We start from the raw sequence: 15707 nt of genomic DNA on the forward strand, positions 1-15707 counted from the left end.
GAAGGAGCCGAAGCAGAATCTTTGTTTTTAGAATCAATAGATAAATATAAAAGGGTAATAGATATTAAGCCTGATCAAATTGATGCATTTTTGAATTGGGGCGTATCATTGAGTGATATAGCCGAAATGAAGGAAGGAGCCGAAGCAGAATCTTTGTTTTTAGAATCAATAGATAAATATAAAAGGGTAATAGATATTAAGCCTGATCATATCGATGCATTAAATAATTGGGTAAATAATTTGATTCTTCTTTATAGAATTAATACAGGTAAAGAAGCGATAATAGTTTTAAATCAAGCTCTAGAGAAGGGAAAACTTCTGCAAAAATTAGGAGGGGAAAGTTATAACCTATCATGTGTTTATGCATTAAAAGAAGATAAAGAAAATGCCTTGAAATATTTAGAAATAAGTTTAACAAACAATGAACAAGAAATTGATTTTGTTTTAAATGATGAGGATTGGGAACACTACTTAGAAGACGAAGATTTTAAAGCCCTAATTAATAAATTTAGATAAGATAAACCATGCTAGACCTCATAGGAGACATCCACGGACATGCCGACGAACTCGAAAGACTTTTACAAAAACTGGGTTACAAAAAAGTATCTGGAGTGTATGGACATCCTGACCGGAAAGTACTTTTTGTGGGAGATTATATTGATAGAGGTCCTAAAATCAGAGAGACACTTCAGATTGTTAAAGGTATGACAGAAATGGGGCATGCCATTGCGTTGATGGGGAATCACGAGTACAATGCCATCTGTTTTCATTTACAAAACAAAGAAGGTGGGCATCTCCGAAAACACTGGATCAAGAATATTATACAGCACTATGAGACTTTAAAACAATTTCAAAACCGACAAAAAGAATACAATGAGTACATCGAATGGTTTTTGACGCTGCCTTTATTTTATGAAGATAAAAATATCAGAGCGGTTCATGCTTGTTGGAATGAGAAAAATATTACGTTTTTGAAAGGCAAATTAAAGCAAAATCGTCTCACCAAATTATTGATTGAAGAAGCGAATACTACAAATGATACATTGAACAATGCCATTGAGCAAACATTGAAAGGAAAAGAATTGAGATTGCCAGATGGGATTACTTTTGCTGATAAAGACGGTAATCTTCGTAAAGATATAAGGTATAAATGGTGGGAAGATCCCTTAAAAATGACTTTTGAAACGATCAGTGTTCATCACCCCGTAGAGAACCTTCCATCTGTTTCAATAAAGGCTTCCACTTTGGATGACCTCAGTTATTATAAAGCAGTGGAACGCCCTGTATTTTTTGGACATTATTGGCTTAAAAATCAACCTATGCTTTTCAAACCCAATGTGTGTTGTTTGGATTACAGTGTTGCAAAAGGTGGATTGTTAGTGGCGTACCGATTTGATGGTGAGAAAGAACTACAGCAGGATAATTTTGTAATGGCCTAGTCTCTCTAGAAATCGAGAGATTTCTAGTGATTATAGGGTACGAATGTCGCTATCGCTTAACATTCACACCATTGAGCTTTCTACCATTTTAGTTTGGTAGTACTTCCCCCGGCCTTGAAGGGAAAAGCGTTAAGAATTTCATGGATCGAGCCGTTAAAAATGATTTTCTTGTTTGAGCAAAGCGAGTTTAAAATCATTGAGGCGAGAGGAATGAAATTTAGCTTTTGACTTCAAAGTCTAGATTTTTTGCTTCGTTTTTCATCAATGGAAAAATGAAGAAGAAGGAAGCTTGAAAGTAGAATATAAAAAGCTTGTAGAAAGATCGATTGAAAGTTTATGATAATTTAGTTTACATTATTATCAACTAGTGTAACCGACTTATTTTTTCTGCAATAATCAGTCTCTACCCCATATTGTTTTTTAAACTCTCTTTTGAAATACCTTACGTCATTAATGCCGACCCTTTCAGCAATTTCTTTTAAACTTAAAGTTGTATCGATCAACAACTGAGCAGCCTTTTTTAATCTTACAGAACGAATAAAACCAACAATCGTATTATTCGTTGCGGCCTTAATTTTTCGGTATAATGTCGATTGACTCATACACATATGATCCGATAATTGCTCAACATTGAGTTCATCGTTGTCAATATTATCTTCAATGTAGATGACTGCTTTTTGGATGAATTTTTCATCTTCGGAGAGTATCTTAGAAGTGGTTTCTACTTCTTGTTGGGGAGCACTTTGAGGTTGAAGCTGAGAAGCATAAAATGCGATCAACTGCGCTTTGTAAGCCAGTATATTATTGACTTTCTCTTTAATGATTTTACTGTTGAACGGTTTTCTCAAATAATCATTCGCACCAATTTTTAAGCTGTTGAGTTCACTTTCTGTAGTGGCATTTGCAGTGAGCAGTAATAGTGGAATACTTTGGTGGTCTGGGTGATTTTTGACTTTCTGACAAAACTCCATTCCATCCATGACAGGCATCATCACATCTGAAATAATCAAATCAACGGGCTGTTTCTCTAAAATTTGAAGCCCCTCTTTTCCGTTTTCCGCTTTGAAGATATGATAGTCTTTTTCAAAAATCGATTCGAGATAACGTAAAATATCGAGATTATCGTCCACCAAAAGTAAGCTTCTTTGGGTTTCCGAAGGCGTAGTGAATTCAGTGATTTGTTGTTCTTCCACTTTGGCATCTAAAACGGGGAGTTCTACTGTAAACGCGGTCCCTTTTCCATAAGAACTTTTGACGTGAATATCGCCACCGTGTAAGTTGACAATACTTTTAGAAAGTGCCAGTCCAATCCCTGTTCCCGTTTGAGGACTTGGAGTTGTACCTTGATAATAGCGATTGAAAATGTTTTTTAGATCCTCTTCTTTGATTCCTACACCTTGGTCGATGACTTTAATTTCAATATGATCTTTCACTGCCAATTCCAGTGTGATGGTCTTTCCTTTTGGTGTAAATTTTATCGCATTGGAAAGAAGATTATTCAATACAATCTCGACCTTTTCCTGATCTAATTTGTAGAGTTGGTTTTCATTGACTTTGGATTTGAAATCAAGATGTAGCCCCGACAATTGTAATAAAGATTGAAATTCCCAACACTTGCTTTCTACAACTTTTCGAATAGAAATATAGTCATAAGAAAGCTCCAATTTATTGTTTTCCATTTTTCTGAAATCCAATAATTGATTTACAAGTACCAATAAATTGTCTGCATTTTTATTGATGATCTGTAGTTTACTTTTGTATTTTGAAGGAAGGTCTTCTTCCTCCAAGAGGTCTTCTAATGGGGAATGAATAAGCGTGAGAGGGGTTCTGATTTCGTGTGAAATATTGGTGAAGAAACGCACTTTGGCTTCTGTAATTTCATGTTCCTTTTCTTTTTCCAAATGGATCAAACGCACTTGGTTTTCTAGTTTTTCTTTACGAATAAAGAATTTGAAAACACCATAAATGATCAAGAGTGCCACTAAGATATAAAAGAGAATAGCAGGAGTCGAAAACCAAGGAGCCGGCTTCATATCGATCACCAATTGATTGGTTTCACCGCAGTTACCATACAAGCATGCTTTGATTTCCAATACGTTTTTCCCAACGGGCAATTGAGTAAAATTGATACTTGAAGAATGTTGATTGTCGATCCATTGATCCGATACTGTTTTTATTCTATAATAGTAATCCACATTTTTTTGATCCACATAGTTGGTGGTGTTTACACTCAAGCGAATCACCTTATCCTTATACCCCAATTGTATTGCTTTGGTAAATGGTAAAGCCTGTTGCAAAAGCACTCTATTGTCTAATGTGTCATCTACCTGAATGTAGTGATTATTGATATAAAGTTGGGAGAAATAGACATTAGGGAGTGTCACATTGTCGGAGATAAAAGAAGGCGAAAAAAGTACCATTCCTTTTTGTCCACCAAAGTAAATCAGGTCTTTCTTATTGTAAACCGCACCAATATTAATGGATGAGATATCTACACCGTCTTCTTTAGTGTAGTTTTGAACGGTATGATTGTCGAGGTGAATGCAACTGATACCTTTTGAAAGCCCCACCCAAAGTCTGTTTTGTTGATCCATGGTGATGGCATTGATACAATCATTTTCTAAACCGCTGGTGTGATCATAAAAATGAACGGCTTGCAGACTGTCTTTAGAAGTGTCTAATACCAATAAACCATTCGCACTTCCCACATAAAGTAACGGTAGGTCAGGGTGTTTGAATAACGATAAAATGATATTAGAAGGGAAGTTAAACTTTGCCTTTAGATCAATGAAAGTAGAGGTTTTATCACTTTTATTGAATTTATATAAACCATTAAAAGTACCCAACCAAAAATGTTCTTGATCTACTTCTACAATATGCTCAATACGGTCTGCTTCAAAATAATATTTTCCTTTACTGACAGGATTAAAATATTCCATTTTAGATAAATCAAATGCTTCCAATGCATTGATACAAGCAATACCATTTTGCTGTAAACCAAACCATATCTTTTGATTTTTTTGATCATAAAAAATGGTTTTTATCTTTCTGAATTTAGAAGAACCATAAAACGAACTTTTCCCAAAAGGATCATGAATGGAAAAGATAAAGACGCCTTCAGAGGTGGTAACATAAACTTGATCACCGATGGTTTTAAAATCAGAAATAATAAGATTCCTTGATACAGGAAGGTGTTTATATTGTTTTTCAGCTTGCTTCTTATAGGCAATACCGCCGTTTTTTGTGCCAATCCATTGATTATCGAATCGGTCTACAAAAATGCTGTTGATGTTATTGTCTGGAAAACCGACATTCTCTTTGAAGGAATTCGCAATTTTATAGATTCCTTTGTTCTCGGTCAGTTTCACTACACCACCATGCGTGGTCGTAATCCATATAATATCATTATTATCAATAAAAATATCCGTGACTCCCTGATAATTCTTATTTAGTTCGTGCGCCGGTCTCAAATCAATTTTATGAAAAATCGATTTCTCAGGATTACTTCGGTACAGACCATTTTTCCAGGTTCCTACCCAAAGCCTGCCTTGTTGATCTATACTAAGTGAATTGATGAGTTTGAGTTTTTCATCATTTCTTCCAATGAATTTTTTAGTAGAATGCGTATCAATGGAATATTCGAATACACCTTTTGAACTACCAAAATAGAGTGCATCTCTTTTATGGTCATAAATGATCTTTGTAATCCAAGGTACTGATTTGATAGGATGTCTTTGAATCTTTAAGGTCTTAAAATCAAATTCGTGCAGGTTTCCCCCTGAACCAAACCATACATTACCATTATTAGTTTCTTGGATGGATTGTATGACTTTGTTGTTAGGATGATGAAAAATAACTTCTTGTTTTTCAATGTCCATTACAAAAAAACCGCTCATCCAGGTACCGATGCATAAGTAACCATTACTCGTTTCTTTTAATGAAGTAATTCTCAAGAAAGAATTATTTCTACTGTAGTTTTTGAACACGTGGTGATAACTCACAAATTGATCTTTAGCAATGTTGTAACTGGAAAGACCGCCACTTTTGGTGCCAACCCATAGGGTATGATGTGCTCCTAATTCGAGAGTTTCAACATCTTCACTGTAAAAATGCTCATAACGGGGCGAAGGCTTCAAATGTTCAAAACCTTGTGCATCAAGCTTTACAATTCCTTCACTACTCGCAAACCAAAATTGCCCCAATTCATCTTTCACTACTCTTGTGACGGAGTTGTTTGATAATCCATTGGAGACGTTGAGGTACTCATAAAGATAACCTTCACTAGCATTTGAGAATCCGAAATTTGGGAGGTGAAAAAATAAAATTAGTGAAAATAAGTAATGGTAGTATTTCATTTCATTGTTCATTAAGTCGCTGTACCGTTAGAAGAGTACAATTGCTTACCACTCAAATAAACCTTATTTCAATGGGAAATAATAAGTAAAAAGTATTTATTAATGTTAATACATTGTAAACTTAGTCTTCGTGAACTTCCAATCGATTTTTCTACAAGACTTATAGGATCTACTTTCAAACTTCCTTCTTCTTCATTTTTGTCTTAACACAAAAACGAAGCAAAAAAGTCAAGGCTTAGAAGTCAAAAGCTAAATTCCATTTCTCTCGCCTAAATGATTTTAAACTCGCTGCGCTCAAACAGCAAAATCATTTTTAACGGCTCACTCCATGAAATTCTTGACGCTTTTCCCTTCAAGGCCGGGGTTAGAACTACTAAACGATTAGAGTAGTAGTTCCACTGGCGCGAATGTTAAGCGATAGCGGCATTCGTGTCCTACAGATCATCAGAAATCTCCTGATTTCTAAAAGTCGAAACCGAAGTTTACAATGCATTGAATATCAGAAAAAAACGGAGTATATTAATCCACTATACGTTGAGACCCCCACCAATCTGTATTGGGTTGAAAGTCTTCCGCTAACATTTCCATACGTTTTTTCTCTAGTGATTGCATTTTCTTCGTTCTCACTTTTTCCAAATAGCGTTCTTCTTTTTCTTCCGACCAAGTATTATCTCTTTCAGGATATTTTGCTCCTAAGTCATTCAAATAAGTAAATAAATCATCACTCAATTTCTTTACGATGTTAGGGTACTCATTGGAAAGGTCTTGTTTTTCATGAACGTCTTCATTCAGATTATAAAGTTCATTGCGGTTATCTTCATAATAATGAATCAATTTCCATTTTCCAGCACGGATCACAGAAGACGGTTCTCCACCTTGATTACCGTAATGTGGGTAGTGCCATACAATAGAACGATCATCGATGGTTTCACCCACAAAAAGAGGAGCAAGACTTACACCATCTTGGTGTTGATCAGGATGTAAAGGAAGTCCGGTAAGTTCCAATAAAGTAGGGTAAAAGTCCGTGTGTGTAACAGGCACATTGGAATGAATGTTTGATTGCTTTAACCAAGGCACTTTAATAATGTACGGAGTTCTCAACCCACCTTCAAACTGATAACCTTTACCTCCTCTAAGCGGATAATTGGAAGTAGAGAAAGCATCGCCTGCGGCTACTCCTCCGTTATCTCCTGTAAACACAACAATGGTATTCTCACTTAATCCCAATTCTTCTAATCCTGATAACACTTTACCTACGGCATCATCCATAGATTCTACCAGACCAGCATAAACAGGGTTGTCTTGATGTTGGCGGATTGGTAAAAACTTACCCATTTTATATCCCACACTGTCTACGCCTTGTGTTAATGCTTTGTCTCTATATTTTCTCCATTTTTCCTCAGTGGTTTGTATTGGGCCATGTACCGCATAAAAAGACAGACATGCAAAAAAGGGTTTCTCTTTATTTTCTCTCATAAAGTCGACTGTTTCTTGTGCAAGTCGACTACTTAGATTTTCTCCTTTAGGACCATCTTCCAGTCTCGGGTTTTTATAAGGTGAAAAATAACCACCATGAGGACTTCCTGCATGGAAACCACCTTTATTGATATCAAAACCATGATCCTCAGGAAGTGATCCTTCACCACCTACATGCCATTTTCCGGCAAAGAAGGTGGTATAACCGTGGGCTTTGAAAGCTTCAGGCATTGTGATATAATTTGTATCTAATTGATGTTGATAATAGGCAGGAAGTAGTTGATTAAATCGTTTTGTTTTTCTCCAAGCTTCACCTTCCTTCGCCCCAATCCAATCCGTGATGCCATGTCGTGCAGGGGATTTACCAGTCATAATACTCGCTCTTGATGGGCTACAAACCTGACAAGAGGCATACCCTTGATCAAATTGAATCCCTTTGGCAGCAATCTGATCAATATGTGGAGTTTCGTAATAATCTGAATTGGTCGTAGATAAATCATGTGCCCCAAGATCATCAGCAATGATCAGTAACACATTGGGTGCCTTGTCAGGAGACTGATAAGCTTTTTTCTGCTCTGTTTTACAAGCAATAAATGACGTCAAAAAAAATATCCCTAGGAGAGATTTAGACAAATGTATCATTGATTTGGAATTGATTAGTGATAAGTGAAATTACCATTTCAAGGACAAAGTACTAAGTCATAATTATTGCGAAGTAATTCTTCATGACTTGAAGTAAATACAGGCAGGTTGTCTGTAAGGGAGGTTTCTGTTTTTGAAAATTATCAATGTAAGAAACCCTAAAAAATAATCAGAATTAATACGAATGTTTTTGTCTTGGTATTTTTACAAATATAAAGCTATAGTTATATTCGTGGGGTGAACAGATTCGTCATTAATGGCGACTAAATTCGTTATTTTTTTAATTGATTCTTGACAGTTAATAAATTATTTAACTCATTTTTTAATCGTAAACACTTATTTATCAGTATTTTATTTCAAATAAGTGTAAAATAGTCACATATTGACGGATATGGACATCAAGAAAAAAAGAAGACCGCTCATATTTACATCATCGTTGTAAGACGAGAACAAGTAGTTTATCAATTCTTAATCTGATTTTTAAAACTCCTCTTTTAATTATTATTGATTTCAAATGATCAACTACGTTCTATGAAATGAATTATTCAGAAACATGAAAAGCACCGATCTTACTTTATTAAGAAGGTTCATTTTTTTGACTGCAGAGTGTTTCTGGTAGAAAAAATTAAAGCATTTTTTTTATGAAAAGTTTCTATCACGGAAAGAAGAAATTTCCTTTTCAACTATTACTAATGCTAACCTTAATCTTCTTCGGTTTTGAAGCAACAGCACAAGATCGAATAGTTTCGGGTACAGTAAAAGATGAAGCAGGGGCACCTTTACCAGGGGTGAACATTAAAATTAAAGGAACAAGTACTGGTACTATTACTAACTTTGACGGACAGTTTAAACTTGCTGTTGATGATCCAGCAACTTCTATCATTTTTAGTTTTATGGGGTTCGAACCTCAAGAAATGGTAGTAGGACAAAACAAATCTTTTGATATTACTTTAGTAGAATCTACTGAACTCTTATCAGAAATTGTAGTGGTAGGTTATGGTACTCAGAAGAAAGAAAACCTGACAGGTGCCATTGGTGTAGTGACCCCAGATAAGGATGTCGGAAATCAAGCAGTGACCAATACAGAGGCAATGCTTCAGGGTAGAATTGCAGGTGTGCAATTAACACAGTCAGGCGGTAAGCCGGGTGGTGGTGCTGAAATCATCATTAGAGGTAACGGTACTTTAAACAACTCAAGTCCTTTAGTATTAATTGATGGGGTACCAGGAAGTATGCAAGATATTCTTCCTTCTGATATTGAAAGTATTTCAGTGTTGAAAGATGCAGCTTCAGCTTCTATTTATGGTACAAGAGCAGCTAATGGTGTAATCCTCGTAACTACAAAAAGTGGTGGAACTACTGAGAAATTAAAGGTAAACTATAATGCTTATGCTGGTTTACAAAAAGCGACTGTACTGCCAGACTTTTTAGATAGTTGGGATTATATGACTTTAAAGAATGAGGCGAGCATTAATGCTGGAAGATCTCCTATTTATACAGATGAAGAAATTGCAATAGCAAGAGAGGGTAGTGACCCTTACCGTTATGGAAACACTGATTGGGCAGATGAAACGTTCAAAGATGGTGCATTTTTCCAGAATCATCAGCTTTCATTATCACAGAAAGTAGGAAAAACACAATACATGGCTTCCCTTGGTTACTTAGATCAAAAAGGAATTATGTATGGTACTTCTGCTGAAAGAATCAATTATAGATTGAATATGAAAAGTGACCTTGGAAAGGGTTTTAAATTTGGTGCAAATTTCTTTGGCGCTATTAAAAAATCAGAAGCATCAGCAGATACTGATGATCAAGGTGTAATGCGTTTGATTGCGAATTCATCTCCATTGGTTCCTGTTTTCAATCAAGATGGCTCATGGGGTTCTGCTTCAGGAAATCCGTTTGAAATCAATACCAAAAATCCTCTTTTCTATGCAACTGAGGCAAGTAGACAGCACAACAATTCAAATAAGACAACGATCAATCCTTACTTGGAATTTAATCCAATTGATGGTCTGACGTTTAAAACTAACTTCAGTTACTCTTTCACACAAGGGTTAAATAAAGCACATAAACATACTTTCCAATTGACAGATAATGATGGTAATGATTCTGATATTTCAAGAGTTCAAAATTCATTACAAGACGTTTCAAATACTTATGAAACCGTACAATGGGAAAATACAGCGAATTATAACAAGAAGTTTGGACGACATGGCATCAATGTACTTGTGGGTACAACAATGAATTCTTATGCGCATAGATGGTCTAAAGTAAGAGTGACAGATCTACCAAGTAATGATTTAGGGCAGATTGGTGCGGGTAGTAATGCGGTGGTTGATGGTACTTTCAACGAATCAAGGTTACTTTCATTGTTCAGTAGATTCCAATACAACTTTGATGACAGATATTTATTTGAAGCAAACATCAGACAAGACGGTTCTTCTAAATTCCCAGCAAATAATAGGTTTGCTTTGTTCCCCGCTTTGTCAGCAGGTTGGATTTTCTCTAATGAGTCTTTCTTGAAAGGAAGTGAATTCTTATCATTCGGTAAAGTGAGAGCCAACTGGGGACAGTTAGGTAACGATAAGATCGGTTATTATCCTTACTCACAAACTTACACGCCAACAGATGGTTACCCAATTGATGGTTCAACGATTAACAACGGTGGTTTGGCGGTTACAGACTTAGCTAACCCTGATATTAAATGGGAAACAACCACTTCTTACGGTATCGGTGCTGACCTTGGTTTTTGGGATGACTTGATTACTGTAACAGCAGATTACTTTGTGAAAGATACAGATGATATTCTTCTGAAATTACCAATTCCAGGTGCGACAGGCGTTTCCAATCCAGCTTTTCAAAATGCTGGCCGAGTAAAAAATACAGGTTGGGAATTAGCGGTAAATCACTTCAATAAAGTAGGCGAGTCAGGTTTCGAATACAATATTGGTTTCAATATCACGAATATCAAAAACGAAATCATCAGTATGCAAGGGGAAACTCAATACCCTAACAACAGACAGGTAAATATGGAAGGACACCCAATCGGTTCATTCTTCGGTTACAACAACACAGGTATTTACAGAACAGAAGAAGACTTAGAGAAATACCCTTACATTGATGGACAAACTCCTCAGTTAGGTGATTTAATTTATCAGGATATCAATGGAGATGGTGTTATTAATGATGAAGACAGAACAATTATTGGTAATCCGAACCCAGAGTATATGTACGGTATTAATATGGGAGTTGCTTATAAAGGTTTTGACCTGAAGGTATTCTTCCAAGGTGTTCAAAATGTAGATATCTATTCTTCAGCAACAGGACACCACAGTGGAAGTGGCAACAACTTAATGAACTGGACTACAGATTGGTTAGATCGTTGGACTCCTGAGAATCAAGATGCAACTATGCCACGTTTAGGAAATGTAAACAACGAACAAATTTCATCTTTCTGGGTACAAGATGCTTCTTATTTCAGATTGAAAAACATAGAACTTGGGTATAATTTCAACCAAAGTGTATGTAAAAAATTAAAATTACAATCACTTAGAATCTACGCCAACTCTACAAACCCATTGACATGGTCTAAATTGGAACATTGGGATCCAGAACGTTATGCGAGTCAATCTAGAAACGAAGCGTATCCACAAACAACAACTTTAACTTTTGGTACAAACATCATTTTCTAATAGTAGCATCATGAAAAAAGCAATCATAACACTATTAGGTGCCGCATGTTTTTCATGTAGTAACTATTTAGATTTACAAGATAATAACACGTTAAATCAAGATTCTTTCTGGCAAACAGAAGATCATTTACATTTGGCAGTAACCGCCGCTTATGAGAGCCTCACTCCAGAAGAATTGTATGGTAGAGGAATTAGAGACCTAGATTGTATCAGTGATAATGGTTACAATGAATGGACTTGGATGAATTACTGGGATATTAGTGTGGGGCAACATCATCCTGCAACGGATAGAATTGGCTGGGTGTGGAACGATAACTATAAAGGTATCCGCAGAGCCAATGAAATCCTGGACAATGCTCCTGGAATGAGTATTGATGCAAAAGTGAGAGACACGGCTATTGGCGAGGCTTTATTTTTAAGAGCGTTGTTCTATAATAACCTATCAATGTTATTCAATAATGTACCACTTATCCTCAAAGTAGTTTCTCCTGAAGAAGCTAGAATTGAAAAGTCTCCAAAAGAAGAAGTGGTAGCACAGGTTATTGATGACTTAACAAGAGCGATTGATATGCTACCAGAAAAAGGCGAGGCAGTTGGTAAAATCAATAAATATGCTGCTTTGGCTTTAAGAGCAAGAGTGTACCTTTTCAATGAGCAATGGGAAAACGCCATGAAAGATTGTGAAGAGGTAATGAACTCTGGTAAGTACAGCTTATTAGATGACTATGCAACACTTTTCTCAGCGGAAGGCCAAAATAGTATAGAATCGATCTTCTCTGTACAGTTTATTTCCAATATGCGTTCAGGGGAGATGTTTAGTGGAACTTATAAAAAGCAACCACAATCCCACTTTAGTGTACTTCCTAACCTAGTACATGATTACTACACTAAAAATGGTGTAAAAGCAGAAGATGATCCTGAAGCGACTCCATTCTCAACATGGACGCACGAAAATGGTTTACCAAAATCTGAAACTGAATTAGCAGAGGAAGGATTAAGTATTTATGATTACTGGGCTGAGTTTACCAATAGAGACCCACGTTTAGATGTTACCATTTTAAGAGGTGGAGAACCTTGGGTAGACCAAGCAAAATGGGATAATTCTGTAAAAGCTACAGGTTATGGTATTCAAAAGTACATCAGAAAAGAAGTAGGTTTATACACTGATGGAGATCGAAACTTTATGGTTTTAAGATATGCTGATGTGTTATTAATGTACGCTGAAGCTAAAAATGAATTGAGCGGTCCATCTGGAGATGTTTTCAATGCTCTGAATCAAGTGAGAAGAAGAGTGGGAATGCCTGACTTTGATGGCTCAATGGGGCAAGATGATTTGAGAAATGAAATCAGACATGAGCGTAGAGTAGAATTAGCCCTTGAAGGTCTCCGTTACTTTGACGAATTGAGATGGAAAACGGCAAAAGATGATTTTGAAAATAAAGTAATCTTTCACGAGAGAACTTTCAATGAAAGCAAACATTATTGGTGGCCAATTCCTCAAACAGAGATGGATAGAAATCCAAACCTTTCTCAAAACTCAGGTTGGTAAATACAATGGAATAATGGTTTGAGAATTCAAACCATTCACATCTGACTTATTTTTTTGAATGACCTAGTATGGAGGTGCTGAAAGCCTCCGTGCTAGAGCGAACTTCAACACTCAAAAAAGAAATGAAATGAAGAAAATTGCCTATAAAATAATATTACTTATTCCGATCCTTATTGCAGTAATGAGTTGTGATTTGGATGATATGATCAACAATAGACCTTCACCGGGTGAAGAGGAAATTGCACCAGAGGAATCATTTGGTAAAAAAGGGTACGGACAAACTTTAAAAAGTCCAGTATGGAGTAATTGTGTGGCCAATGTGATGCCGTACTGGCATTACTCATGGGGAAGTGATTACCCTACAGGCCTTCCTGATAATGTTGAATTCGTACCGATGATTTGGGGACGAAATGATGTGGAAGGAAAAGTGGAGAAATTAAAAGCGTTAGCTGCTGAAGGAAAAATCAATTATTTGTTGGGTTTTAATGAACCCGACAAAGAAGATCAAGCCCATATGTCTGTAGAGGAGGCAATAGAATTATGGCCACTTCTAGAATCAGTAGGCGTGCCATTAGGTTCACCGGCACCAGCATCAATGGGAAGTGGATGGTTAGATGATTTTATGAGCCAAGCCAATGCTAAAGGTTTAAGAGTGGACTTTATTTGTATGCACCGTTATACAGACTCTATTGACCCCAACAAATGGATGGAAGCTTTCCAAAATGCCAATACTAAATGGGGATTACCCATTTGGATCACGGAGATGGGATTGGCGGATTGGACTGCAACAACGCCAGAAAATAACAAGAGAACGAAAGAACAAGCGTATGACTTGATGGAAGCTTTATTGCCGATGATGGATCAAGCTTCTTATATTGAGAGATATGCTTGGTTTGATGGTGGTAGAGCGAAGAATCAAGCCGCTTTACATATCTCCACAATTTATGAACAAAACACCGACATGTTGACTACATTGGGTGATTTGTATGCAGAGAATGACCCTAACCTTAAAGCAGGGTCAGGCAATGGAGAACTTCCAGAAGCAGGAGACTATGGTTTAGTGATTGATGGAGGTTTTGAGTTCAGAAACGTTGAGGGTGCTTGGGGCGGTTATGACAATGGTTTTGTAGATGAGACTTCTGCTAGAAAAGGAATTGTTTCTGGTAAAATCCAAGCAGATAAAAATGGTGATGGAGGTTCAATGTTACAAGCAATTGAGGTAGAGCCAAATACAGTATATGAATTTAAATATTCAACTAAATGGGCAGAAACTCCTGATGGTACAATGATGGTACAGGTTCAAGACAGAACTCCAGACACTAAACCTGAGGCAGGTTGGGAAAGACTTTACATTGAAGAGCTTTCTACAAGCACGGATTGGACAGATGTGACCACTAAGTTTACAACAGGACCTAGTACAACCTCGGCCTACTTGGTGTTCTACAAAGGAGGAACAAATGATGGCAGCAACGCAGGGTTAACAGTATTGTATCTTGATGAAGTAGCTGTATTTAAGACAGATGAGCAGGTAGATCCTGAACCCCAACCAAAACCAGTACCCGATTCAGGTTTAATCATTGATGGTGGATTTGAAGCGACTACAGCAGGACCGTTCCCATCAAGTGGAGAGAGCTGGTACGGATTTGATGGTAATTTTGTAAATGGTATCGCTGATGCTCATACAGGAGAGAAGTATGCAATTTTAGCGACAGACAATAATGCAGATGGAGCGTTTTTAAATCATAAATTAAATACGGTTGAAGGCTATAAAGAATATACTTTAGACCTCCATTCAAAATGGGGTAATGTACCAACTACAGCAGGTATTGTAAAAGTATTTGATATTACGGACGGTGGAAAAGTAGAATTATTAAATAGTAATTATGCTTCTCAAACAGATTGGACTAATAGTTCATTTATTTTTGAAACGGGTGAGAATACAGCGGAAATTCAGATTACGATCATCAAGCCAGGTGGAGAAGCAGATAATACAGTGATGATCGATGATGTATTATTATTTGAAACAGGTGATGTAACGCCTGCTCCTCCAGCGAAAGTAAACCTTGTCCAAAAAGGAGATTTTGAAGATGTAACAGCAGGAGCATTAAAAGCAGATTCTTCTCCTTGGTCAGGGTATAACTCTGGTACAGCTGATATTGTGACATCCGCTTTAGCAACAGCTTATGAAGGTGAACAATGTGCAAGATTGAAAAAAGATGAGGCTTCAATCGCTCAAACAATCACAGTAGAAGAAGGGAAGACTTATGTATTTTCAATGTTTACAAAGTGGAGTGATGGTGATGGTGTTGATTTGAAATTTACCATAAAACCTTCAAATGTTGGAAGTATCAAACACCAAGAAACAATTACTGCGTCCACAACTTGGACAGAGACTACATTTGAATACACAGTGCCAGCAGGACATACCTCTTTGACTTTTAATGTCTATAAAGCAAAAAATAATGCGGCAGGGTTCTTCTACCTTGACAATGTGGTAGTGACTGAGAAATAAATAATAAAGGAGAGGACTGTTGTAATGAAATAGACCAGT

General features: G+C 36.6%; 7 protein-coding genes. 5 read left to right on the forward strand and 2 right to left on the reverse strand.

Annotation, left to right across the window (positions count from 1 at the left end; genetic code table 11):
• Both IC221_RS24375 and IC221_RS24380 read left to right on the forward strand, forming a co-directional pair.
• On the forward strand, positions 1-516 hold a 516-nt coding region (locus tag IC221_RS24375; RefSeq protein WP_223241477.1), incomplete at its 5' end, for a hypothetical protein.
• Between the two features lie 8 nt (positions 517-524).
• A complete protein-coding gene (locus IC221_RS24380) occupies positions 525-1439 on the forward strand; it encodes a metallophosphoesterase (protein WP_188171451.1) in 915 nt (304 codons plus the stop codon).
• A gap of 344 nt (positions 1440-1783) precedes the next feature.
• Here the strand turns inward: IC221_RS24380 and IC221_RS24385 are convergent, their stop codons facing one another.
• Complete coding sequence (locus tag IC221_RS24385) at positions 1784-5794, reverse strand: ATP-binding protein (RefSeq protein WP_188171452.1); 4011 nt, start codon at positions 5792-5794, stop codon at positions 1784-1786.
• Positions 5795-6313: 519 nt separating this feature from the next.
• Complete coding sequence (locus IC221_RS24390) at positions 6314-7873, reverse strand: sulfatase (RefSeq protein WP_223241478.1); 1560 nt, start codon at positions 7871-7873, stop codon at positions 6314-6316.
• 680 nt (positions 7874-8553) lie between these two features.
• Between IC221_RS24390 and IC221_RS24395 the strand changes: the two genes are divergently transcribed.
• From IC221_RS24395 to IC221_RS24405, 3 genes are all read left to right on the forward strand, one after another.
• The gene (locus tag IC221_RS24395; protein ID WP_188171454.1) at positions 8554-11607 is read left to right on the forward strand and encodes a TonB-dependent receptor; all 3054 of its coding nucleotides are present in this window, start codon (positions 8554-8556) and stop codon (positions 11605-11607) included.
• Positions 11608-11617: 10 nt separating this feature from the next.
• A complete protein-coding gene (locus IC221_RS24400) occupies positions 11618-13156 on the forward strand; it encodes a RagB/SusD family nutrient uptake outer membrane protein (protein ID WP_188171455.1) in 1539 nt (512 codons plus the stop codon).
• Positions 13157-13283: 127 nt separating this feature from the next.
• On the forward strand, positions 13284-15668 hold the full coding sequence (locus tag IC221_RS24405; protein WP_188171456.1) for a glycosyl hydrolase: 2385 nt from the start codon (positions 13284-13286) through the stop codon (positions 15666-15668).
• Positions 15669-15707: the final 39 nt, after the last annotated feature.

The sequence above is a fragment of the Flammeovirga sp. EKP202 genome, assembly GCF_014534745.1.
Lineage (GTDB): Bacteria > Bacteroidota > Bacteroidia > Cytophagales > Flammeovirgaceae > Flammeovirga.

Bases quoted from the DNA above. Each gene is read 5' to 3' on its own strand.
- IC221_RS24405 (WP_188171456.1), top strand. From the start codon at position 13,284: ATGAAGAAAATTGCCTATAAAATAATATTACTTATTCCGATCCTTATT.
- IC221_RS24385 (WP_188171452.1), bottom strand. From the start codon at position 5,794: ATGAAATACTACCATTACTTATTTTCACTAATTTTATTTTTTCACCTC.
- IC221_RS24380 (WP_188171451.1), top strand. From the start codon at position 525: ATGCTAGACCTCATAGGAGACATCCACGGACATGCCGACGAACTCGAA.
- IC221_RS24395 (WP_188171454.1), top strand. From the start codon at position 8,554: ATGAAAAGTTTCTATCACGGAAAGAAGAAATTTCCTTTTCAACTATTA.
- IC221_RS24400 (WP_188171455.1), top strand. From the start codon at position 11,618: ATGAAAAAAGCAATCATAACACTATTAGGTGCCGCATGTTTTTCATGT.